The organism is Arthrobacter sp. PAMC25564 (genome assembly GCF_004798705.1).
Classification (GTDB): domain Bacteria; phylum Actinomycetota; class Actinomycetes; order Actinomycetales; family Micrococcaceae; genus Arthrobacter.
In genome coordinates this window covers 1,696,648-1,718,900 of record NZ_CP039290.1, presented here as the reverse complement: position 1 = coordinate 1,718,900, position 22,253 = coordinate 1,696,648, and the positions used below count along the sequence as shown (strand labels likewise).

General features: G+C 66.4%; 24 protein-coding genes. 10 read left to right on the top strand and 14 right to left on the bottom strand.

The annotated features are described in order from the left end of the window. Positions 1-14: 14 nt before the first annotated feature. Positions 15-647 carry an RNA polymerase sigma factor SigE gene (gene sigE, locus E5206_RS07885; RefSeq protein WP_136322003.1) on the bottom strand — a complete coding sequence of 211 codons (633 nt, stop codon included), beginning with the start codon at positions 645-647 and terminating at the stop codon, positions 15-17. A gap of 304 nt (positions 648-951) precedes the next feature. Between sigE and E5206_RS07880 the strand changes: the two genes are divergently transcribed. After that, positions 952-1,584, top strand: a complete 633-nt coding sequence (locus E5206_RS07880) for an O-methyltransferase (protein WP_136322002.1) — start codon at positions 952-954, stop codon at positions 1,582-1,584. Between the two features lie 116 nt (positions 1,585-1,700). Here E5206_RS07880 and E5206_RS07875 read toward each other — a convergent pair whose 3' ends face one another. The 4 genes from E5206_RS07875 to E5206_RS07860 form a co-directional block, all read right to left on the bottom strand. Then, on the bottom strand, positions 1,701-1,880 hold the full coding sequence (locus tag E5206_RS07875) for a DUF3117 domain-containing protein (RefSeq protein ID WP_136322001.1): 180 nt from the start codon (positions 1,878-1,880) through the stop codon (positions 1,701-1,703). Positions 1,881-2,168: 288 nt separating this feature from the next. Next, positions 2,169-3,350, bottom strand: a complete 1,182-nt coding sequence (locus tag E5206_RS07870; protein ID WP_136324024.1) for a hypothetical protein — start codon at positions 3,348-3,350, stop codon at positions 2,169-2,171. A gap of 155 nt (positions 3,351-3,505) precedes the next feature. Further along, positions 3,506-3,856 carry a DivIVA domain-containing protein gene (locus tag E5206_RS07865; RefSeq protein WP_136322000.1) on the bottom strand — a complete coding sequence of 117 codons (351 nt, stop codon included), beginning with the start codon at positions 3,854-3,856 and terminating at the stop codon, positions 3,506-3,508. Between the two features lie 74 nt (positions 3,857-3,930). After that, positions 3,931-4,767: a TIGR00730 family Rossman fold protein gene (locus tag E5206_RS07860; RefSeq protein WP_240690147.1), complete on the bottom strand. Its 837-nt coding sequence runs from the start codon at positions 4,765-4,767 to the stop codon at positions 3,931-3,933. Positions 4,768-4,905: 138 nt separating this feature from the next. On the opposite strand from E5206_RS07860, the gene E5206_RS07855 reads away from it, so the two are divergent. The 4 genes from E5206_RS07855 to E5206_RS07840 all read left to right on the top strand — a co-directional run bounded on the left by E5206_RS07855 (position 4,906) and on the right by E5206_RS07840 (position 8,176). Continuing rightward, positions 4,906-5,661 carry an amino acid ABC transporter ATP-binding protein gene (locus E5206_RS07855; protein ID WP_136321998.1) on the top strand — a complete coding sequence of 252 codons (756 nt, stop codon included), beginning with the start codon at positions 4,906-4,908 and terminating at the stop codon, positions 5,659-5,661. Positions 5,662-5,716: 55 nt separating this feature from the next. Beyond that, on the top strand, positions 5,717-6,616 hold the full coding sequence (locus E5206_RS07850; protein ID WP_136321997.1) for a glutamate ABC transporter substrate-binding protein: 900 nt from the start codon (positions 5,717-5,719) through the stop codon (positions 6,614-6,616). 64 nt (positions 6,617-6,680) lie between these two features. Beyond that, positions 6,681-7,328 carry an amino acid ABC transporter permease gene (locus E5206_RS07845; protein WP_136321996.1) on the top strand — a complete coding sequence of 216 codons (648 nt, stop codon included), beginning with the start codon at positions 6,681-6,683 and terminating at the stop codon, positions 7,326-7,328. After that, the gene (locus E5206_RS07840) at positions 7,325-8,176 is read left to right on the top strand and encodes an amino acid ABC transporter permease (protein WP_136321995.1); all 852 of its coding nucleotides are present in this window, start codon (positions 7,325-7,327) and stop codon (positions 8,174-8,176) included. The genes E5206_RS07845 and E5206_RS07840 overlap by 4 nt, the downstream gene beginning before the upstream one ends. A gap of 28 nt (positions 8,177-8,204) precedes the next feature. Here the strand turns inward: E5206_RS07840 and dapE are convergent, their stop codons facing one another. Continuing rightward, entirely contained in the window at positions 8,205-9,335 is a 1,131-nt protein-coding gene (gene dapE / locus E5206_RS07835; protein WP_136321994.1) for a succinyl-diaminopimelate desuccinylase, read from the bottom strand. Between the two features lie 173 nt (positions 9,336-9,508). On the opposite strand from dapE, the gene dapD reads away from it, so the two are divergent. Together dapD and E5206_RS07825 are read left to right on the top strand one after the other, a co-directional pair. Beyond that, positions 9,509-10,543, top strand: a complete 1,035-nt coding sequence (gene dapD, locus E5206_RS07830; RefSeq protein ID WP_136321993.1) for a 2,3,4,5-tetrahydropyridine-2,6-dicarboxylate N-succinyltransferase — start codon at positions 9,509-9,511, stop codon at positions 10,541-10,543. A 121-nt stretch (positions 10,544-10,664) separates the two neighbouring features. Then, positions 10,665-11,462, top strand: coding sequence for a hypothetical protein (locus E5206_RS07825; protein ID WP_136324023.1), 798 nt, complete (start codon positions 10,665-10,667; stop codon positions 11,460-11,462). A gap of 43 nt (positions 11,463-11,505) precedes the next feature. On the opposite strand, the gene E5206_RS07820 is transcribed toward E5206_RS07825, so the two are convergent. Both E5206_RS07820 and E5206_RS07815 read right to left on the bottom strand, forming a co-directional pair. Beyond that, on the bottom strand, positions 11,506-12,117 hold the full coding sequence (locus E5206_RS07820) for a hypothetical protein (RefSeq protein WP_136321992.1): 612 nt from the start codon (positions 12,115-12,117) through the stop codon (positions 11,506-11,508). A gap of 58 nt (positions 12,118-12,175) precedes the next feature. After that, complete coding sequence (locus E5206_RS07815) at positions 12,176-12,829, bottom strand: TetR family transcriptional regulator C-terminal domain-containing protein (protein ID WP_136321991.1); 654 nt, start codon at positions 12,827-12,829, stop codon at positions 12,176-12,178. Between the two features lie 119 nt (positions 12,830-12,948). On the opposite strand from E5206_RS07815, the gene galE reads away from it, so the two are divergent. Continuing rightward, complete coding sequence (galE, locus tag E5206_RS07810) at positions 12,949-13,962, top strand: UDP-glucose 4-epimerase GalE (protein WP_136321990.1); 1,014 nt, start codon at positions 12,949-12,951, stop codon at positions 13,960-13,962. An 84-nt stretch (positions 13,963-14,046) separates the two neighbouring features. On the opposite strand, the gene E5206_RS07805 is transcribed toward galE, so the two are convergent. The 3 genes from E5206_RS07805 to fdxA form a co-directional block, all read right to left on the bottom strand. Then, positions 14,047-15,330: a citrate synthase gene (locus tag E5206_RS07805; RefSeq protein WP_136321989.1), complete on the bottom strand. Its 1,284-nt coding sequence runs from the start codon at positions 15,328-15,330 to the stop codon at positions 14,047-14,049. A 232-nt stretch (positions 15,331-15,562) separates the two neighbouring features. After that, on the bottom strand, positions 15,563-16,711 hold the full coding sequence (gene dapC, locus E5206_RS07800) for a succinyldiaminopimelate transaminase (protein WP_136321988.1): 1,149 nt from the start codon (positions 16,709-16,711) through the stop codon (positions 15,563-15,565). A 12-nt stretch (positions 16,712-16,723) separates the two neighbouring features. Beyond that, positions 16,724-17,050, bottom strand: a complete 327-nt coding sequence (gene fdxA / locus E5206_RS07795; RefSeq protein WP_136321987.1) for a ferredoxin — start codon at positions 17,048-17,050, stop codon at positions 16,724-16,726. 153 nt (positions 17,051-17,203) lie between these two features. Between fdxA and E5206_RS07790 the strand changes: the two genes are divergently transcribed. Further along, complete coding sequence (locus tag E5206_RS07790) at positions 17,204-17,452, top strand: hypothetical protein (RefSeq protein ID WP_240690040.1); 249 nt, start codon at positions 17,204-17,206, stop codon at positions 17,450-17,452. 174 nt (positions 17,453-17,626) lie between these two features. Here the strand turns inward: E5206_RS07790 and E5206_RS07785 are convergent, their stop codons facing one another. From E5206_RS07785 to typA, 3 genes are all read right to left on the bottom strand, one after another. Continuing rightward, positions 17,627-18,439 carry a type IV toxin-antitoxin system AbiEi family antitoxin domain-containing protein gene (locus tag E5206_RS07785; protein ID WP_136321986.1) on the bottom strand — a complete coding sequence of 271 codons (813 nt, stop codon included), beginning with the start codon at positions 18,437-18,439 and terminating at the stop codon, positions 17,627-17,629. 228 nt (positions 18,440-18,667) lie between these two features. Next, positions 18,668-19,066 carry a hypothetical protein gene (locus E5206_RS07780; protein ID WP_240690039.1) on the bottom strand — a complete coding sequence of 133 codons (399 nt, stop codon included), beginning with the start codon at positions 19,064-19,066 and terminating at the stop codon, positions 18,668-18,670. Between the two features lie 34 nt (positions 19,067-19,100). Further along, positions 19,101-21,029 (bottom strand): translational GTPase TypA, encoded by a 1,929-nt coding sequence (gene typA, locus E5206_RS07775; protein ID WP_136321985.1) that lies wholly within the window; start codon positions 21,027-21,029, stop codon positions 19,101-19,103. A gap of 270 nt (positions 21,030-21,299) precedes the next feature. Between typA and E5206_RS07770 the strand changes: the two genes are divergently transcribed. Continuing rightward, entirely contained in the window at positions 21,300-22,181 is an 882-nt protein-coding gene (locus tag E5206_RS07770) for an SGNH/GDSL hydrolase family protein (RefSeq protein ID WP_136321984.1), read from the top strand. The last annotated feature ends 72 nt before the right edge of the window (positions 22,182-22,253 follow it).

Genomic DNA, 22,253 nt, shown 5'->3' with positions numbered 1-22,253 from the left:
ACCCATCGCCCGGTTCAGAGCAGGCCGGCGATGCGCGGCATCTTGAGCCGCGGCTTGAGGGACTTGGCGGACTGCCTCGGACGGGGGTCACGGTGTGCGAGCTTCTCCCGGAGCATCGTCCGGCCCCGGTGGATACGGGACCTCACCGTCCCGAGTTTGATGTCCAGCGCGACGGCCACCTCGTCGTAGGAGAGCCCTTCGAGGTCGCAGAGGACGACGGCGGCCCTGAAGTCGGGGGGCAGCTCTTCGAGTGCCGCCTGCACGTCAAGGTCCAGGTTGTTGAATTCGAAGCTCTGCTCGGGCCCCGGCTCGCGGCCCGGAAGCCTCGACTCGGCATCGTCCGCGAGGGCGTCGAAGCGGATCCGGTTCTTGCGCCGCGCCTGGTCCAGGAACAGGTTGGTGGTGATCCGGTGCAGCCAGCCGTCCAGTGTCCCGGGCCTGAAGTTCTCCAGCGAGCGGAAGACGCGGACGAACACCTCCTGGGTGAGGTCTTCGGCGTCGAATTTGTTGCCCGTGAGCCGGTACGCGAGGCGATAGACCTTGGCGGAGTGGTTGGTCACGACTTCATCCCACGTCGGCCGGACCCATTCGGCCTCCGGCGCGGGCTGGGACTCTTCAGTTGCAGGGACAGCTGCCAGAAACGACATCGTCCGCTCCCCTCGTGGTACTTATGCCTGGACAGGGCCTGCATTTGCAGGCTCCTGCCCGGTGATTCGACACCGATCATCACGCGGATGAGCGGATTCCCATCATTTCAAAATAAGCTGGGAAATTCCTGATCCACACGGTTCTTCCGCCCTCGGCGCAAAGGCCGCGGCGACCCGCCCAGCTCCGCCGCGGCACAGTGCCGCTGCGCCGTCACGGCCACGGCGAGGCTGCGTCCCCTGCGGCCCCCGCCGGACACAGTACGCTGTAGGGAACACACCCCTGCCGCCCAGAAAGCGATAACCCATGAGCGCCGATAAGTCCACGAGCTGGTCCTATGCAGAAGATCTGCCTGCCGAGGATGAGGTCCTGTTGCACGCGCGCGAACGGTCCTTCGAACTGGGGGTAACTCCGATCGGCCCCGGCGTGGGGGCAGTGCTGACGGTGCTGGCCGCCGCTTCCAAGGCGCAGACCGCGGTGGAGATCGGAACCGGAGCCGGGGTCTCCGGCGTGTGCATCCTGCGGGGACTGTGCCCGCAGGCGGTACTGACCACCATCGACGTCGACGTCGAGCACCTGAAGGCGGCCCGGGAAGCGTTCCAGGAAGCCGGCAGCCCGGCCAACCGCACGCGCACGATTTCCGGCCGTGCCGGCGACGTCCTCCCGCGGCTGACCGACGGCGCATACGACCTCGTGTTCATCGATGCCGACAAGCCGAACTACCCCGGCTACGTCGAGCAGGCCATCCGGCTGCTCAAGTCCGGCGGCCTGCTGATCGTCAACGATGCCCTGGACAAGGACCGTGTGGCCAATCCGGCGGCCCGGGAAGCCACCACCGTCGTCCTCCGGCAGGTGGGCAAGTCCATCCGCGACGACGACCGCCTTGCTTCGGCCATGCTGCCGACCGGCGACGGCCTGCTGATCGCGGTCAAGAAATAGCCGCCCGCCAGGCAGGCAGGCGTTGCGGCCGGATCCTGGAGACAGAAAAGAGGCGGGCCCCGCAGCCATCAGGCTGCAGGCCCCGCCTCTTTTGCGGAATCATCCGCAGAAGTCTCTCAGTGCGAAGCTACTTCGGTGACGCCGACGAGGCATTCCTTCAGGTTTGTGGCTTCGGCAGCATTGAGTTCGACCACGAGCCGTCCCCCGCCTTCGAGCGGAACACGCATGATCAGGCTCCGTCCCTCTTTGGTCACTTCCATAGGGCCGTCGCCGGTGCGTGGTTTCATTGCCGCCATAAGGAATATCCCCTCCATTAGTCCCGTGACTTACCAGCCCGGCCGGGCTGCGTCCGCTTGGTCAATCAAGCCGCCCGACGGCCATGCCTGCTGCCGTCGTGGCAGAAAACCCAGTTGCTTGTTTCTCTTACTTGTTTCTTCGCTACTTGTTTCTTCGCCTGCATCTTGCCCTTGCTTACCCTCCATTATCCCGTAATCAGGCGCCCGGGGCTAATCGTTGGACTTTCCACGCCACCCCGCAAAACCGCCCTGCCAAGCCGTGCTGCCAGCCGGGAAAGGTGCTGCGCGTCATGGCGGATAGTCGCCGCCGCCGGGCAGCGGTGCCCAGGCCCAGAGCCAGACGATCCAGACGATCTGCAGCAGCACGAACATAACCGCCACGCTCCCCCGGTAGGCCCGGGACCTGGAAACCAGGGCGGCGCCCAGGGCGAGCGGGAACAGCGGCAGCAGCATCCTGAAAGTGCTGGTCTGGGGATGCAGGAACACCAGCAGATAGCCCAGATAGCAGCAGCACCACAACCGCAACTCGGTCCCGAGGGCCACCACCGGGCGGGACATCATCAACAGGGCGAAGGCCGCCACGAACACGAACGGCGCAACGAGTCCCAGCGCCGGGCCGAACAGCAGGATTCCGGTATCAAACCACGGCGTGAAGGGCACAAGATCATGTCCCCGCCAGACGGTTTCGGTCTTGGTATAGGCCGCGATATCCCCGGTCACGGCCCAGGCGATGGCGGGCCACAGCAGGGCCGCGATCCCGCTGACTGCAGCAAGACCGGCAAGGGGCCAGAGCGGCGGGGCCGGATCCGCCGGCACCAGGTGTCGTCGGCCCGGTTGCCAACGCTGCCACAGGCGGCAGACCAGAAGCAGCCCCACCATCGCCGCGAACGGAACACCCGTGGGCCGCGACAGGCCCATCAGAAGCACCACGGGCATCGCCCACAGATACCGGCGCTGCAGCACAAGCAGCAGGGCCGCGCCGAGCAGCAGCAGGTTCAGTGACTCCGCATACGGCACCTGCAGGACCGGGGAGACGGGAAAGGTGGAGAAGAACACCGTCCCCCAGAGGGCAGTGCGATGACCGGCCTTATGCCGGAAGATGCGGTAGGCCACGAGGGACGCCCCCAGCCCGCACACCATCGCGATGAGCGTCAGCGACCCTGCCGGGCCCATGCCGGTCAGGCCCGATACGAGCCTTCCCAGCATGGGAAACAGGGCGTAGAAGGCCCAGGCGTTTTCCTGGACGTTGCCGGCCGCGTCCGTGGGCAGCACCGCCGGGTAACCGTTCTGCAGGACCTCGCCGTACCATCGGGCATCCCAGATGTTGATGAAATTCCAGTAGTCGGGCTTGGCCGGAAACCATGGATTCACGCCCTGGTGCAGGGCTGCGGCCATAAAAATGCAGGCGCTGACGAGCCGGGCCACGAGGTAGATTCCGCCCACCTGGATCCACCAGGGCCACCGCGCCATGCGGGCACCGGCAGAGGCAAGGCGCCGCCAGGCCGCGTCGTTCAGCCCGGTGTTGAACTGCCCGGGCGTTCCGGCAGCTGGCTCCTGCGGGGTGCCGGGGTCGTTCTCGTCCACCGGTGTATCCAAGGCCTCAGGGCTGCCCGGGTTTGACCTGCTCAAGGCCGTTGCTCCGCCGGCGTCCCCAGACGCCCCAGTTCCTCCCCGAGCTCCGAAATCTTCCGGTCCCTGGCCGCGATCTGGTCACGCAACTCGTCCAGCACTTGGTCCACCTGGTCCATCCGGTAGCCGCGGAGGCCGACGGCGAAGCGGAGCTGGTCGACGTCGGACGGTCCGGCGTTCTCGGGGAGGAGCACCGGCGGGAGGGAGGCAACCGGCTCGTCCAGGCCGTCGTCGAAGGGAAGCGTGCCGGCCGGGCCCCTGCGGAAGATTTTCGGCGCCAGGCCGGTGCCAAGGAGGGCGGCGGCGCCGGTCAGCACGATCGCCAGGAAGATCAGGAAAAAGCTCACAGCTCCATCGTGCCAGACGGCGGCCCGGACGGCAGCGGCGGACCGCCCGGCCCCGCGTGCCGCTGCGGATAGTGTCAGCGGATGGTGCCATTGGGGTTCCGGTGGCGCGACGCCCCCTCGACGACGAGAGCGACGGCCTGGGCTGGATCATCCACCAGTTGCACCAGATCAAGATCCTCCTCGTCCATCATCCCTTCGGACACCAGGGTGGTCCGGATCCAGTCCAGCAGCGGGCTCCAGAAGTCGGTGCCCAACAGCACAATCGGGAACGACGTCACCTTGCGGGTCTGGACCAGCACCATCGCCTCAAAGAGCTCGTCGAGGGTTCCAAGCCCGCCGGGCAGCACGATGAAGCCCTGGGCATACTTCACGAACATGGTCTTCCGGGCGAAGAAGTAGCGGAAGTTGATGCCCAGGTCCACCCACTGGTTCATGCCCTGTTCGAAAGGCAGTTCGATCCCGAGGCCCACGGACACGCCGTTGCCCTGGAGTGCGCCCTTGTTGGCGGCTTCCATGGAGCCGGGGCCGCCGCCGGTGATGACAGCGAGGCCCGCCTCGGCCAGTTTCCGGCCGACCTGGACGGCGAGTTCATAATTCATCGTTCCCGGCACGGTGCGGGCCGAGCCGAAGACGCTGACGGCCGGGCCGAGGTCCGCGAGCGCGCCGAAACCTTCGACAAATTCGCTCTGGATCCGCATCACGCGCCAGGGGTCCGTATGGACGAACTGCCCGGGACCCTTGGTGTCGAGCAGGGTCTGGTCGGACATGGTGACCTTGGCCTGTTTGCGCCGCAGCTCCAGCGGGCCCTTGTGCCGGATGCCGTTTGCCGGCGGTGTGGCCCGCGGTGCGGGCGCCTGCTTCCCGGTGGGGTTCAGGTCCTGGTTTGGCTGCGGATCGGTACTCATGCCCAATAGGCTAGCGCGGAACACGCTCCAAAGCGGTCTGGCGGACGCCACCACGGCCTGAGCTGCAGGTATCTCTTGAATCACGATCTGCACTTAACAGAGTGATTGCGGTCATAGGGCGTCAATTTTCGCTAGATTCTTTCTATGACTACTCAAGTGCCAGGCGATGCGCTCGTCTCCCTGAATGCCGTAAATAAGCATTACGGCCAGTTGCACGTCTTGAAGGACATCAACCTGGCCGTCCGCAAGGGCGAGGTTGTTGTTGTCATCGGCCCCTCGGGTTCCGGCAAGTCAACGCTGTGCCGGGCCATCAACCGCCTGGAGACAATCGACGACGGCGTCATCCGCATCGATGGCAAGGAACTGCCCAAGGAAGGCAAGGAACTCGCCAAACTGCGGGCCGACGTCGGGATGGTCTTTCAGTCGTTCAACCTCTTTGCCCACAAGACGATCCTCGAGAACGTCACCCTCGGACCCATCAAGGTCAAGGGCGCCTCGAAGGCAGAGGCCGAGAAGGAGGCGATGGCCCTGCTGGAACGGGTCGGCGTCGGGCTCCAGGCCCCGAAACTGCCGGCGCAGCTCTCCGGCGGCCAGCAGCAGCGCGTCGCGATTGCCCGCGCCCTGGCGATGAAGCCCAAGGTCATGCTCTTCGATGAGCCCACCTCGGCCCTGGACCCGGAAATGATCAACGAGGTTCTCGACGTCATGGTCCAGCTCGCCAAGGAAGGCATGACGATGATCGTGGTCACCCACGAGATGGGCTTCGCCCGCAAGGCGGCCGACCGTGTGGTGTTCATGGCCGACGGCCAGATCGTTGAGGACGCCAGCCCCGAAGAATTCTTCACCAACCCCAAGAGCAGCCGGGCCAAAGACTTCCTGTCCAAACTCCTGACGCACTAGAACCAAACGTTCATGTCTGACCGCCGCACGGCGGCCGCCCAATGAAAGGTACCCGATGAAGAACTTCTTTAGCTGGAAGAAGCCGATGCTGGTCGCGGCAACCGCGGCCCTGGCCCTGTCCCTCAGCGCCTGCGGCGGAACCGCCGGCAGCCCCGCCCCGACCGCCACGTCCGACCTCCCCTACAAGGTCGCGGACAACGTCTCGATTTCCGGCAGCCCCACCTTCGATACGATCAAGTCCAGCGGCAAGGTACGGATCGGCGTCAAGCAGGACCAGCCCGGTCTCGGCTTCAAGGACGCGGCCACCGGCGAGTACTCCGGTTTCGACATCGAAATCGCCAAGTGGATCGCGGCGTCCCTGGGTATCAGCAAGGACAAGATCGAGTTCAAGCCGATCCCCTCGGCCAACCGCGAGTCCGCGATCACCAACGGTGACATCGACTACTACGTCGGCACCTACTCCATCACCGACAAGCGCAAGCAGCTGATCGACTTCGCCGGTCCGTACTTCGTCACCGGGCAGGGCCTGCTCGTGAAGAAGGACAACTCCACCATCAACAGCGAAAAGGACCTGTCCGGCAAGAACGTCTGCTCCGCGACCGGTTCGACGCCGATCCAGAACATCAAGGCCAACTTCCCGGGCACGAAGACCACCGAGTTCGATACGTACTCCCAGTGTGTCGAGGCACTCAAGAGCGGACAGGTCGACGCCGTCACCACCGACCAGGCCATCCTGCTCGGCTACGCTTCCCAGGAACCGGACACCCTGAAGGTCGTCGGACAGCCGTTCACCGTTGAGAAGTATGGTGTCGGCCTGAAGAAGGGCGACACCGCGCTGCGCCAGTTCATCAACAAGATGTTCACCGACGGCGGCACCGTCTGGCAGAAGCTCTACGACCAGTCCCTGGGCCAGTCGGGCACCAAGGTCCAGCAGCCCGCAGTAGAGAACTACTAAACCAACGCTGAGGGGGGCGGCCGCACGGCCGCCCCCCTCAACACCCGCTGAAAGCGACGGTTCTGTGAATACGCTGCTGAACAATTCGGACCTCTTCATCACGGGGTTCCGGAACACGCTCATACTCTTCTTCTTCGCCGCGATTTTTGCCCTCATCCTCGGCACCGTCGTCGCCACCCTGCGCGTCTCCCCCGTTCCCGCCATGCGGGCGGCGGCAACGCTGTACGTCAACGTGGTCCGCAACACCCCGCTGACCTTGGTGCTCTTTTTCTTCGCCCTGGGCTACCCGAAGCTCGGGCTGGTGCCCATTGATTTCATGACGGCGGCCATCATCGGCTTGAGCCTCTACACCGCCACCTACGTGGCAGAGGCCGTCCGGTCCGGTATCAATACGGTCCCGGTGGGACAGGCCGAGGCAGCCCGCGCGATCGGACTGCCGTTCACGCAGACGCTGACGCTCGTAATCCTGCCGCAGGCCTTCCGCGCCGTTATCCCGCCGATGTTCAGTGTGTTCATCGCCCTGCTCAAGAACACGACGGTGGCCGCCGGTTTCTCCGTCTTCGAGGCCGGCGCCATCCGGGCCAACCTCTCCGAACGCGGCGAACCGGCCATGGCCGGCCTCCTCTGGGTCGCCCTCGTGTTCATCGCCCTCGTATTCATCCTTTCCGCCGCGCAACGGAAGCTCGAACAGAAGTGGAAGGTTGACCGATGAGTTCTGTTCTCTTCGACGCGCCCGGCCCCAAGGCCCGCTCCCGGTACCGGATCCTGGGCGTTGTGACGGCCCTCGTGATCCTGCTGATCGTCGGCTTCGTCATTTTGCGCTTCGCGCAAAGCGGCCAGTTCGAGGCCAAGAAGTGGCAGCTGTTCACGTTCCCGCTGGTACAGCAGACCATCGCCCAGTCAGTCGGCGCCACCCTGGCCGCATTCGGCACCGCGGCCGTGTTCAGCCTGGTCCTGGGTATATTCCTGGCATTCGGACGCCTTTCTGACCGCCGCTGGATCAGCCTGCCGTGCTACGGCTTCACGGAGCTCTTCCGGGCCGTCCCGTTGCTGATCCTGATGATGATCTTCTACTACGGCCTGCCTACCGTGGGCGTCCAGGGGATCACCCCGTTCATCGCCGTCGTGGCGGGACTGGTGCTGTACAACGGATCCGTCCTGGCCGAGGTGTTCCGGGCCGGCATCGAGTCGCTGCCGCGGGGCCAGAGCGAGGCCGGATACGCAATCGGACTTCCAAAGAGCGCCGTCATGACCAGCATCCTGCTCCCGCAGGCCATCCGGTCCATGCTCCCCGTGATCATTTCCCAGCTCGTGGTGATCCTCAAGGACACCGCACTGGGGTTCATCGTGACCTACAACGAGATCCTGTTCCAGGCGAAGTTCTTTGGCAGCCAGATCCAGTACGGTTCCCCGATCATCCCCTCGGCGATCGTCGCCGGCGTCCTGTACGTCGGCATGTGCCTGATCCTGGCCGCCATCGCCAAATGGCTTGAGAAGCGGCTCTCCCGCCAGCCGGGCGCTGCCGTCATCCCGGCGGCCGCCATCCCGGCGGAAGTCTAGGAGGCCGCGCAGGGACCTCTGGGCGCGGTCAGAGGTCCAGCCAGGTCCGCAGCGCGCGGAGGCATTCGCGGATCGCGTCCGCTTCGACGTGTTCGTTGTCCTTGTGGGCCAGCAGCGCGTCCCCCGGGCCGAAGTTCACCGCCGGGATCCCCAGCCCGCTGAACCGCGCGACGTCGGTCCAGCCGTATTTGGGCTTCGGCTCGGCTCCGACGGCGGCCACAAAGGACGCGGCGGCCGGGTGGTCCAGTCCGGGACGCGCGCCGGCGGCACTATCGGTGCGGACGACGTCGAATCCCGCCAGCAGTTCCCGCACCTGCTGCTCAGCCTGGTCCGGGGTCTTGTCCGGCGCGAAACGGTAGTTGATCTCGACAACGCAGCGGTCCGGAATGACGTTGCCGGCGGTGCCTCCGTTGATCCTCACGGCGTTGAGGCTCTCACGGAAGTCCAGCCCGTCCACGGTGATAGTCAGCGGTTCGTAGGCGGCCAGCCGGGCCAGGATCGGTGCCGCCGCGTGGATGGCGTTGCTGCCCATCCAGGCCCGGGCCGAGTGGGCGGCTTCGCCGAGCGTGGTCGCTTCCAGGCGCATGGTGCCGTTGCAGCCGCCTTCCACGGTCCCGTCCGTCGGCTCGAGCAGGATCGCGAAATCCCCGCCGAGCATGGCGCCGTGGTTGCGTACGAGCCGGCCCAGTCCACTCTTGACCGCCTCGACTTCCTCGTGGTCGTAGAAGACGAAGGTGACGTCCCGGTCCGGCCCCGCACCGCCGTCGAACAGCGCCGCCGCCAGGGCGAGCTGCACGGCGACGCCGCCCTTCATATCCGTGGCGCCGCGGCCGTAAAGGACACCCTCGCCCGGCGCCCCGGAGGGCCAGAAAGCGGGAACCGTCCCGAGGGACCCTTCGGTCGTCGGCAGCGGCACGGTGTCCAGGTGCCCGGCCAGGATGACCCGCTCGGCGCGGCCGAGGCCGGTGCGGGCAATGATGGAGTCCCCGTCCCGGATTATTTCCAGTTGCGGGATCGCGCGGAGGGCATGCTCAACGGCGTCGGCGAGCTCCGTTTCGTTGCCGGACACACTGTTGATGCCGATCAGCTCGGCGGTGAGGAGGGCAACGTCCTGGCGGAGGTCCAGGCGGGCGGGGGCATGGGGGTTCGGGGCGGTCACCGTTCCACCTTATCCGTTGCCCTCCTGCCCTGCCCTCCCGTTCTGCCCTCTGCCCTGCCCTTTGGGATTTGCCGCATTGGTGATTGTTCCGGCCCCGCCGGACGACAACAGCCGGCAGTCACGCGGGTGACTCCGGTTTCAGCCACCGCGGGCGCTCTCGATAGACTTGGACCATGACTGAAACCGCTGCTTCCGCCGTGCCCGCCGACTCCCGCCCTGCCGCCCGCACTGACGCCCGCTCTGCCTACGGCTATGGAGTGGCCACTGTCTCGACCCGCAACGGTGAAGCAACCGTGCTGGACGTCTGGTTCCCTGCCCCGGCACTCGGAACCGCTGCGGAAAACCTCCGGGACGTGGAGAACGCGGACCAGACGCTGCGCGACATTGCCGCCGGCGGCTCCGACCCGGACCGCGGCACCGAGCAGAAGGTCGTCTTCGTCCAGATCCACCTCGACGAAGCCCCGGCCGACACGGCCGATGCCTACCTGCGCCTGCACCTGCTCTCGCACCGCCTGGTCCGGCCGAACACCATCAACCTGGACGGCATCTTCGGCAAGCTCCCCAACGTCGTCTGGACCAACTTCGGCCCCGCCGCCGTCGAGGACTTCGAACTGACCCGCGCACGCCTGCGCAAGCGCGGCGCCGTGACCGTCTACGGCGTGGACAAGTTCCCGCGGATGGTGGACTACGTCATCCCCTCCGGCGTCCGCATCGCCGACGCCGACCGCGTCCGGCTCGGCGCGCACCTGGCCGAGGGCACCACCGTCATGCACGAGGGCTTCGTGAACTTTAACGCCGGAACGCTCGGAACCTCCATGGTCGAAGGCCGCATCTCCGCCGGCGTCGTCACCGGTGACGGGTCCGACGTCGGCGGCGGCGCGTCGATCATGGGCACCCTGTCCGGCGGCGGCAAGGAAAAGATCGCCGTGGGCGAGCGCGTCCTGCTGGGCGCCAACTCCGGCGTCGGCATCAGCATCGGCGACGACTCCGTCGTCGAGGCGGGCCTCTACGTGACGGCCGGAACCCGCGTCCGCGTCATCGGGCCCAAGGACGTCGACGGCGAGGACACCACCCGGATCGTCAAGGCCGTGGAGCTTTCCGGCGTTCCCAACCTGCTCTTCCGCCGCAACTCCACCACCGGCGCGGTGGAGGTCCTCCCCCGCAAGGGGCAGACCGTCGAGCTGAACGAGGCCCTGCACGCCAACTGAGGCGCCAGGGTGAACAACCGACCGTCTGAAGAATGCACCGGCCCGAGAAGGCCTGAGGAGTAGTTTCGTGGCACGTAGAGGTGGCTGGCGCCGTCGGATTGTGCTGCTCCTGGCCCTTGCGATGGTCGCGGGCGGAATCTATACGGCCGTGGCGTTCCTGCAGCGGTCCGAAACCCTGATCACCGAACGCTGCACCGCCGTCGGCAGCGGGGGCGACGACCTTGCTACGGACCAGGCCGGCAACGCCGCCCTGATCACCGCCGTCGCCGTCCGCCGTGGGCTGCCGGCCCGGGCGGCCAGCATCGCGCTGGCCACGTCCATGCAGGAATCCAAGCTGCGGAACATCGGCCACGGCGACCAGGCCGGACCCGACTCCCGCGGGCTGTTCCAGCAGCGGCCGTCCCAGGGCTGGGGCACCGCCGAGCAGGTGATGGACCCGTACCACGCGAGCAACGCCTTCTACGATGCGCTGGTAAAAGTCTCCGGTTACCAGTCGCTGGAGATCACCGACGCCGCGCAACAGGTCCAGCACTCGGCGTTTCCGGGCGCCTACGCCCAGCACGCGGAGATGGCGCGGGCGTTCGCCTCCGCGCTGAGCGGCCAGACCGCGGCCGGGCTGGACTGCACCCTGCGGGCCCCCGACGCTGCCGGTGATCCGGCCGAGGTGCAGGCGCAGCTTACCGCGGCGTTTGGGACCGTTCCGGCGTCCGCCGACGGCAGGACGCTGCAGGTGGAAGCCGAGGGCACCGAGGCGTGGGCCGTGGCGCAATGGGCCGTAGCCAATGCCAAGGCGCTCTCCATCACCGTGGTGCAGACGGACGGCCACGGCTGGAGCCGGGATGCACGCAACGGCTGGCAGGCTTCGGATGCGCCGGCGGGACAGATCACGCTGACCGTCGCGGAGGCTCCCAAACAGTAGCGGCCCCGTGCGGTGGGTCCAGCGGTTACGGTCCAGCGGTCGGTCAGACCAGCAGATCGACCACCGGCTGCACATAGCTGCGGAACAACTCGGGCTGGGACAGCAGGTCGTGGCTCATGATGATCGTGCTCGGCTCAAGGTACCAGGCGCGGGGTTCCGCCAGCGGCAGCTCGATAATGGTGAGGTCGAAATCCCGGGAAGCCCGGCCCACTTCCAGTAGGCGGTCCTCCACCATGTCTGCCAGGAACTCCGTGGCGCCACCGGCTTCCCGCTCCGCTTCCAGTGCCGCGTACTCGCCGCGGCGCTCCCGTGCCCACGTCAGCGCCGCGCCGAAGTGAGCCTGCAATACGCGCCTGAGGGCCGGCGAGTTGCCGAAGGCGCCGAAGGCCGGCGGGGCCAACTCCGGCGACATCTCCGGGTGGGCCTTCAGAAGCTGGTCCCACCAGGCTTCCCACTCGGTCTTGAGCGCGCTGACGCCACCCACCGCGGCGATCAGATTCGCGTGATCCGAGGGGCGGATTTTCGGTGCCACGTGGCTGAGTGCCGGATGCCCGGCGCTGTCCAGGCCGGCGGCGTCCCGAACGTAAAGTGCAATGAGCATGGGGCCCGAAGTGTCCATGGTGATCCGCCAGCCAGGTCCGCCTGTGTGGTGCATCCGATTGCCTCCCTTGGCAAGACGTACGTTTCCAGTGTATTCCCGAAGCTACCGCACGTTAATGGCTGGCTGCGTTGCTTCGCGCAGGGCTCGCCCCGGAGCTGTCCAGGCCGGCCAGATGGGCGTCGAGCACGTCCCTGCACATCTGGGCCGTCATCCATTCGGGCTGCAGGAGGGCATGCATCGTGAGCCCGTCCAGGGTTGCCAGCAGGCGTTCGGCCTCGATCACGAGCTTTTGCTGGTCCGGGGCCGCGCCGCGGGCCCCAAGGTCCATCACCACCCTGCCGACAATCGCGGCGACGCCCCGGTGGCTGCGGTCCGCCTCAGCGGCCAGGACCGGCCTGATCCTGGCCGCGTTCTTGAACGCCATCCAGACACAGGCATCGACGGCACGCGCCTCGTCCAGCGGCAGAAACTCGCCCAGCAGGGCCAACACCCCGTGGTGGTGCCCGGCGGTTCCGGGGACCAGGCCCGCAAGCCTCGCATCGGCTGCCGAGAGCCGGCCGATGACCCGGTCCACGACGACCCGGAAGGAATGGACGAGCAGTTCATCGCTGCTGGCGAAATAGTGCCGGACCGATCCGACGGCAAGGGAGGCCTCGTCCGCAACTTCCCGCAACGATACGCGCTCCAGCCCATCGGCTGCGATGATCCGGAAGGCGGCTTCGACGACATCCTGGCGCCGCAGTGCGGCGTCGACAAATTTGGGCATTGGTCTTTTTTAGCACGGATGTGCCGCTTCCGTGGCGGGGCGCCCCGTCCTATGCAGTCGCCTGGCCACGCAGCCCCCTTCGAACAGGGCGGGGACCGCTTTTGGGATAGCGTAAAGTCATGAGAATTTTGGTTACTGGCGGCACCGGCTACATCGGTTCGCACACTGTCTTGTCCTTGCAGGAGGCCGGCCATGACGTCGTGGTCATCGACAACCTGGTGAACTCCAGCGAGGAATCACTGCGCCGGGTCGCCGAGCTCAGCGGGAAGCCTGCGGTCTTCCACCACGCCGACCTCGTGGACGAGTCCGCCGTCGACGCCGTCTTCGCCCGGCACGCGATCGACGCCGTCATCCACTTCGCCGGCCTCAAGGCCGTCGGCGAGTCCGTCCGCGAGCCCCTGAGGTACTACCACAACAACCTCGTCGGCACGCTGAACCTGATCCGCGCGATGGACCGGCACAACGTCCGCTCGCTCGTCTTCAGTTCCTCGGCCACGGTCTACGGCGAGCACAACCCGATCCCGTACATCGAGAAAATGGAGATCGGCGCCAACAACCCCTACGGCCGGACCAAGGAACAGATCGAGGACATCCTCTCGGACCTCGGCGCGGCAGACGGCCGCTGGCACATCGCGCTCCTGCGCTACTTCAACCCGGTCGGCGCGCACCCCTCGGGCCGGATCGGCGAGGACCCGCAGGGCATTCCCAACAACCTGATGCCCTTCATCGCCCAGGTCGCCGTCGGACGGCGGGAGAAGCTGATGGTGTTCGGCGGTGACTATGACACCCCGGACGGGACCTGCCTGCGCGACTACATCCACGTCGTGGATCTGGCCGAAGGCCACGTCGCCGCCCTTGACCACGTGGCGGACCGCTGCGGCGTGTTCCGCTGGAACCTGGGCTCGGGGAAGGGCTCCTCGGTACTGGAGGTGCTGCGCTCCTTCGAGAGGGCCGTGGGCCATCCGCTGCCCTACGAGGTCACCGCCCGCCGCGCCGGGGATCTTCCCGCGTTCTGGGCGGACGCAACCTCGGCCCTGGCCGACCTCAGCTGGTCCACCACCAGGACGGTGGACCAGATGTGCGAAGACCACTGGCGCTGGCAGAAGAACAACCCTCTGGGCTACAACTCCTAAAGCAACTTAAAGCAACGCGGGGTCACTTACGGCCCATCCCGGTCGCCGGAATGGGCCGTAAGTGACCCCGCGCTGTCTACCCGGCTAGACCGAAGGGTAGTTGCGTTCCGGCTCTCCCACGTAGAGCTGGCGCGGGCGGCCGATCTTGGTGGTGGGGTCGCTGATCATTTCGCGCCACTGGGCAATCCAGCCCGGCAGGCGTCCGATAGCGAACAGTACGGTGAACATCTTCTCCGGGAAGCCCATGGCCTTGTAGATCAGGCCGGTGTAGAAGTCCACGTTCGGGTAGAGCTTGCGCTGGATGAAGTAGTCGTCATTCAGGGCCTTCTCTTCGAGGCGCAGGGCGATGTCCAGGAGCTGGTCGTTGCCGCCGAGCTTGGTGAGGATCTCGTGTGCCGTGGCCTTGACGATCTTGGCGCGCGGGTCGTAGTTCTTGTAGACGCGGTGTCCGAAGCCCATCAGGCGGACGCCGTCTTCCTTGTTCTTGACCTTCTCCATGTAGTCCTCCGGCTTGGTGCCGTCGGCCTGGATCTGGCGGAGCATCTTGAGTACGGCTTCGTTGGCGCCGCCGTGGGCGGGTCCGAAGAGGGCGTTGATGCCGGCGGACACCGAAGCGAAGAGGTTCGCGTTGGAGGAGCCGACGAGCCGGACCGTGGACGTGGAACAGTTCTGCTCGTGGTCCGCGTGCAGGATCAGGAGCAGGTCCAGCGCCTTGGCGATGACCGGGTCCATCTCGTACGGCTCCGCGGGCAGGCCGAAGCTCAGGCGCAGGAAGTTCTCCACAAGGTTCATGGAGTTGTCCGGGTAGAGCATCGGCTGGCCGATGGACTTCTTCAGGGCGTAGGCGGCGATGACCGGCATCTTCGCCATCAGGCGGATGGTGGAAAGCTCCACCTGCTCCGCGTTGAACGGGTCCAGCGAGTCCTGGTAGAACGTGGACAGTGCGGACACGGCCGAGGACAGCACCGGCATCGGGTGGGCGTCGCGCGGGAAGCCGCCGAAGAAGCCCTTGAGCTCCTCGTGCAGCAGGGTGTGGTGGCGGATGCTCTGGTCGAAGGTTTCCAGCTCGGCCGAAGTCGGCAGGTTGCCATAGATCAGCAGGTAGGAAACTTCCAGGAAGCTGGAGTGCTGGGCAAGCTGCTCGATCGGGTATCCGCGGTAGCGCAGGATTCCCGCATCGCCGTCGATGTAGGTGATGGCCGAGGTGGTGGCCGCGGTGTTCATAAAACCCGGGTCAAAAACAACGGCGCCGGTCTGCTTCAGCAGCTTGGAAACGTCGTAGCCTTCGTTCCCTTCTACAACCTTTATGCGCGGGAGCTTAAGCTCGCCGCCGGCATAGTGCAGGGTTGCACTGGTGGTCTCAGTCATGGAGTCTCCTCATGAGGCGTCGGGGCCTCTCTGTAGAAAGCTGGTCCAACATCTGGTGAATCGGCCCGTGGAACCTGTTCCGGACAGGTATTCCAAAGGCGCCGTTGCCTTCTTGTAGAAAGCCACCATTGATCGTCAGTTAAAAACTACCGGCAGTTCGCCGGGTGGTGCTAATCCGCGGCCCCTGCCAAGGGCCTAAATCGTGCCGGTTGTGGCACGTGTCACAGCATTATTACGGTCCCGTGGTGAGCCGTGACACGGCGGCGTCGATGCGTTCATCAGTTGCCGTCAGCGCGACGCGGATGAATCCGTTGCCGGCATCCCCGTAGAAGACGCCCGGGCCGACGACGATTCCGCGGTCCGCGAGCCTGCCCACGGTGTCCCAGGTGGCTTCTCCTGCCGTGGCCCACAGGTAGAGGCCGGCCTTGGAATCATGGATCGTCATCCCGAAGCTTTCCAGGGCCGGCACGATCCGCTGGCGCCGGCCGCGGTACAGGTCCTTCTGCGCCTCGACGTGGGCAGAGTCCGCGAGGGCCACGCGCATGGCTTCCTGGACCGGATAGGGGACGATCATGCCTGCGTGCTTGCGGCTGTTGACAAGGTTGGCCATGATGGCGGGATCCCCGGCGACGAAGGCCGCCCGGTAGCCGGCCACATTGGACTGCTTACTCAGGGAGTAGACGGCCAGCAGTCCGTCATGGGATCCGCCCGCCACCTGCGGGTCAAGGATGCTCGGCACCGGGGTTCCGCCGCACTGGACATCCCATTCCCCCCAGCCGAGTTCGGCATAGCACTCGTCGGAGGCCACCACGGCGCCGAGCTCGCGGGCCTGGCCGACGATGTGCTGGAGCGATGCGATGTCCCGGACGCTGCCGGTGGGGTTGGCCGGCGAATTGACCCAGACCAGCCGAACCCGGGCGCGGGTCCCGGCGTCGAGCTCATCGAGGTCATCCGCGGCGATCTGTTCGGCGCCGGCAAACGTCGCGCCGATGTCGTAGGTGGGGTAGGCCACGGTTGGACGGACGACGACGTCGCCCGGCTTCAGGCCCAGCAGGAACGGCAGCCAGGCCACGAGTTCCTTGGAGCCCACCGTGGGCATAACGTTCTGCGGATCGAGCCCGGGCACACCGCGGCGGCGGTCAAACCACTCCGCGATCGCTTCACGGAGCGTCGGGGTGCCGTGGACCGTGGGGTAGCCGGGGGCGTTGGCCGCGGCGCGCAGGGCATCCTGGATCACGGCCGGCGTGGGGTCGACGGGGGTGCCGATGGAGAGATTCGCGACTCCCCCGGGGTGTCCGGCTGCCCGGGCAAGGTACGGCGCCATCGCCTCCCACGGGTAGTCGGGCAGGCTGAGGCCGAAGCTGCGCACCGCAGATGTCACCGAAGCGCCGCCTTAGTTGTCTTGGTTCTGCAGCGGCAGGGCGGCGATCATCGGATGGTCCGTATGGGTGTTGCCGATCTTCGCAGCGCCGCCCGGGGATCCCAGATCGTCAAAGAACTCGACGTTGGCCTTGTAGTAGTCGGCCCATTCCTCGGGGGTGTCATCCTCGTAGTAGATGGCCTCCACGGGGCAGACGGGCTCGCAGGCACCACAGTCCACGCACTCGTCCGGGTGGATGTACAGGGAACGCTCACCTTCGTAGATGCAGTCGACGGGGCACTCCTCAATACATGCCTTGTCTTTGACATCTACACACGGCTGCGCGATTACGTACGTCACGTCCCTGGCCTCTCCACGTTGGTTCCGGCGACCGGCCGGATGATTCTCCGGCCTGAGCGCCGGACTGCTGACTTCTGAGCCTATTATCCCCCAGCCGGTTCACGCGAACCTAGCCGGGCGCGTTACACGGCGCCCCGCGTCTAGGATGAACGGGTGAGTCCGCCATTGCCTGTACCGCAGCAGTTCCTTTCGGATGCCCCGCTCGGCACCCGGGTGGTGGTCAGATACCGCATCGGGGGCGGCCTGACGGATGCGCTGGGCGAGCTGGTGGGAAAGTCCGACGGCGGGTGCACCGTCCGCACCCGGCGCGCCGACGTCGTGATTGCGCTCGAGCTTGTGGTGGCCGCCAAGGAAGTGCCTCCCGCCCCGCCGCGACGGGCCCCGCGGCCGGCGGTCTCCTGAGCGGGCCGCGCTCCCCCTGGTCCCGCCCGGGTGGTCCCGCCCGGGTGGCTTCACCAATGGACATGCCCTCCCCTGGCTCCCGCCGGCGGGCATTGCCAGGAGATGTCCGGTCGCCGCCGCAGGAGTGGGACATGTCCACTGGTGGTCAGGCCATCGCATGGGACATGTCCACTGCTAAGCCGCAGCGGACAGCCTGTCCAGCGTGTCGTGGACCATGGCAATGAATTCCTCCGGGCGGTTCCTGAGCAGCGGGTAGCTCACTACCAGAGTGGGGATCCCCAGCCTGGTAGTCACGTTCCATCGCCGCCGGTCCTCTTCGAAGCTCGTCCTGTCCATGTGGAATCCGGCCCCGTCTGTCTCGATCCCGAGCCTGCCATCGACCATGAGGTCCAGATGCCCCATGCCGGGCACATTCACCTGGGATTCGACATGGAAGCCTGCCCGCCGCAAGAGAAACCTGGCCATGCACTCGATGATGGACTGCGATTGCGGGACGATTCCGGCCACGATCCGGCGTGCCCTCGCATCGTTCCTGCCATCGAGCCGGCGGCGCAGCCCGGACAGCGGCAGGCCTTTGAGTACGACGGCGGATTCGGCAATGACCAGTCCGTCAAGGTCCGGCAGACATCGCAGGCTTTGGACCACGGAGTCCATCAGAGTCGGCGGTGCCGCCGATCTGTGGCAGACGAACCCCTCGTAGCGCCGGCTGTGGGTCAGTGCAATGTGCGGCCACGCGGGGGCTTCAAGAACCCAGAGCCCCTGCTGGAACTGCGCAGCCGTGACGCAGGCCGGCTCGGCCGGCAGCGAGCGGATGGCAACCAGCAGCGCGTCGGCACCGGGCAGCGCATAGACACCCCGGGACACGCGGGCAACGACGCCACTGGACATGGCAGCCTTAAGCTGGAAGTCGGACACCCCCGCAGCGGCCAGATGCTTGGCGCGCGCGACGCCGTCGTATCTTGAGAGCACTTCGATGATATTGACCATTCGGCCATGGTGTCGCCGTCGGACGCGGGCAGGCTAGGCGCCTCGGACGCTATGTGCACAAGTGCATGTCCCGGCAGCCAAACAGCGGAAGAGCATGTCCCACGGCCACGCATGAGCATGTCCCCCGCTGCGCGCCAGCGGTGGGCATGGTGCCGCTATGCCCGCCCGCGGTGCCGAAGAATGGGCATGTCCCACGGGAGGCCGGGCAGCCGGGAAGCGCGGCAGGCATCAGCCAGGCGGGCTGGGAACCTGGTCCCGCGGCAGCCGGTAGCGCCTGCACCAGGCCAGCATGGCCACCGTGACGGCTGCGATGCCGTAGATCCAGAGATTCCCGGCGGTGTCACCGATCAGGAGCCGCTTGCCGGTCGCCAGGGTGCTCCACCAGCCCGTCAGTCCGTAGCAGAGGATCCCGCAGGCCGCCGTCGGAATCACCGAGTGGAACGCCGCTCCGAGCCACAGCTCCACGGAGGCCAGCAGCAGCAACGCGGCAACCGCACCCCAGGGAAGCCCGACGCCGGCCACCAGGACGTCGTTCCGGTGCAGGGCGGTGCCTGCCACGGCTACAAAAAGAGCTGCCGGCACGGCGGCGGCAATGCCGCCTGCCGTACCGGCAGCTCCTTTATTCACAAATGATCCGTTGCGCCAGCGAAGACCGCTGGAACTAGGACTTGGCGCGTGAGCGGTTGGCCTTGTTGCGCTCGTTGACGTCCAGGATGAGCTTCCGGATGCGGATGGATTCCGGGGTCACCTCGACACACTCGTCTTCACGGGCGAACTCGAGGGACTCTTCGAGGGTCAGGTCGCGTGGCGGCGTCAGGTTCTCGAAGGTGTCCGAGGAGGCTGCACGCATGTTGGTGAGCTTCTTTTCCTTCGTGATGTTCACATCCATGTCGTCGGCGCGGGAGTTCTCGCCGACGATCATGCCCTCGTAAACCTCGGAGGTGGGCTTGACGAAGAAGGAGCCACGCTCCTGCAGGTTGATCATGGCGAACGGCGTCACCACACCGGCGCGGTCGGCGATCATCGAACCGTTGGTGCGGTACTCGATCGGGCCGGCCCAGGGCTCGTAGCCCTCGGAGATGGAGGCTGCGATGCCGGCGCCGCGGGTGTCCGTGAGGAACTTGGTGCGGAAGCCGATCAGGCCACGGGCCGGAACGATGAACTCCATGCGGCACCAGCCGGTGCCGTGGTTGGCCATGTTGGTCATGCGGCCCTTGCGGGCAGCCATGAGCTGCGTGACGGCGCCGAGGTACTCTTCCGGTACGTCGATGGTCATGTGCTCCATCGGCTCATTGATCTTGCCGTCGATGGTCTTCGTGACGACCTGCGGCTTGCCGACGGTCAGTTCGAAGCCTTCGCGGCGCATCTGCTCAACGAGGATGGCCAGCGCGAGCTCGCCACGTCCCTGGACCTCCCAGGCATCCGGGCGCTCGGTCGGGAGCACCTTGATGGAGACGTTACCGATCAGTTCCTTGTCCAGGCGGTCCTTGACCTGGCGGGCCGTGACCTTGGCGCCCTTGACCCGGCCGGCCAGCGGCGAGGTGTTGATACCGATGGTCATGGAGATGGCCGGATCGTCAACCGTGATCAGCGGCAGCGGCTGCGGGTTGTCGACGTCGGTCAGGGTCTCACCGATGGTGATGTCCTCGATACCGGCGACGGCGACGATCTCGCCCGGGCCGGCGGACTCGGCCGGCACACGGTCGAGGGCCTTGGTGGCGAGCAGTTCGGTGATCTTGACGTTCTTCAGTTCACCGTTGGCACGTGCCCAGGCAACGGTCTGGCCCTTGCGCAGGGTGCCGTTGTAGATGCGCAGGAGCGCCAGGCGGCCCAGGAACGGCGAGGCGTCCAGGTTGGTGACGTGCGCCTGCAGGACACCGTTCGGGTTGTAGGTCGGGGCCGGGATGTGCTCGATGATGGCCTTGAACAGCGGTTCCAGGTCCTCGTTGTCCGGAGCGGAGCCGTCGGCCGGCTGCTCGAGGGAGGCACGGCCAACCTTGGCGGCGGCGTAGACGACGGGGACGTTGAGGATCTTGTCCAGGTCAAGGTCCGGAACCTCGTCGGCCAGGTCGGAGGCCAGGCCCAGGAGGAGGTCCATGGACTCGTGGACAACTTCGTCGATCCGCGCGTCGGGGCGGTCGGTCTTGTTGACCAGGAGGATGACCGGCAGGTGCGCGGCCAGGGCCTTGCGCAGCACGAAGCGGGTCTGGGGCAGCGGGCCCTCGGAAGCGTCGACGAGGAGGACGACGCCGTCAACCATGGACAGGCCGCGCTCGACCTCGCCGCCGAAGTCAGCGTGGCCGGGGGTGTCAATCACGTTGATCGTGATGGTCTCGCCGTTGGAGGACGGTCCGTTGTAGGCCACCGTGGTGTTCTTGGCCAGGATGGTGATGCCCTTTTCGCGTTCCAGGTCACCGGAGTCCATGACGCGGTCTTCGAGGTGGTTGTGGGCGGCAAAGGAGTTGGTCTGCTTGAGCATGGCGTCGACCAGGGTGGTCTTGCCGTGGTCAACGTGGGCCACGATCGCGACGTTGCGCAGGTCACTGCGCGATGCAGTGGCTACCGCGGTGTTGGTGGTGGTTTCAGACATGCGTTATTGCTCGATTCAGTGGTGAAGTCAGCTGTTGTATCGCGACATTTCCAACCGGAACGCACGACGGATAAGCCCTTTTGGCACAGGGCACCTAGTACCAGTCTAAGCGCTAGTGCATTTATTGGCCTAAAAACCGAAAACGGCCGGTGCCCGCCGCAGCGGCCAGAGCGCGGAATCAGGGGGGTAACCGTGAGTAAAGTCACTGGTCTTTCCGGACTGCATGCACCATCATTGCTCAGGTAGCAGCAAGCCAGCCCGGAGACATCAATGCGCAACGCCTCGGCCCTGTTCCGTTTGGCCGCACCGATGTTCGTCCTTGGCGTCGTTCTGGGCGGCTGCGGACAGGCCCCGCCTTCCCAGAACCCCGACGCCGCCCCTGGCTCCCGTACGGGATCCGTCCAGGCCATCCACGGCAGTTCCTCCCGCACGCCGGGCGACACTACCACCCCCGCCACGTTGCCGCCCGGCTCGGTGCTCCGGAACCCCGCGAACGGCCGCGACGAGGTCATTGTGGAGGATATCCGCCACACGGCCGTGCTGATCGGCGATTCCCAGTCCGAGCCGGCCAACGCGTGGCCCCGGCAGGCTCTCGCCGCCTTGGGCTACAAGCCCTTCTTCTGCGGGCTGGGCGGGACCGGATTCTTCTGCGGGCTGGGCGGGACCGGATTCGTGGCCTCCAACGGCAAAACCGGCAATTACATCACCGCCCTGCAGCGGGGCGACTGGAAACTGCCGTCCGGCGCACCGCCCCTGGTGGTCATCGAGGGCGGCGGGAATGATGCGGCACAGGGGGCAACCGACGCCCAGATCGTCTCCAATGCAGAGCAGCTGATCAGCACCCTTCAGCAGCGCTACCCGGGGAGTGATTTCGTGATGGTCGGCACGCTCGCCCGCGGAGCAAACTACGGTGGCGGCCGCCGCACCCAGGTCGACACCCTGCTGGGAACGATTGCGCAGAAGAACGGTATTCCGTTCGTCAGCGTCGGGGACTGGCTGACCCGGTACAAGCTGACCGGGCTGCTGGCAGACGGCCTCCACATGACCGCCACGGGGCATGACACCCTGGGCATCCTGCTCGCCGCGAGGCTGAAGGCGCTCGGGCTGGAGGCAAAGGACGCCGCGGAAGCGCAGCCGGCCGCCGGCTACTGACCACCCCGGACCTCCGCGGCAGGATCGCGGCAGGATCGCGGCAGGACGCGACGGGAGCCGGCGCCCGCCCCG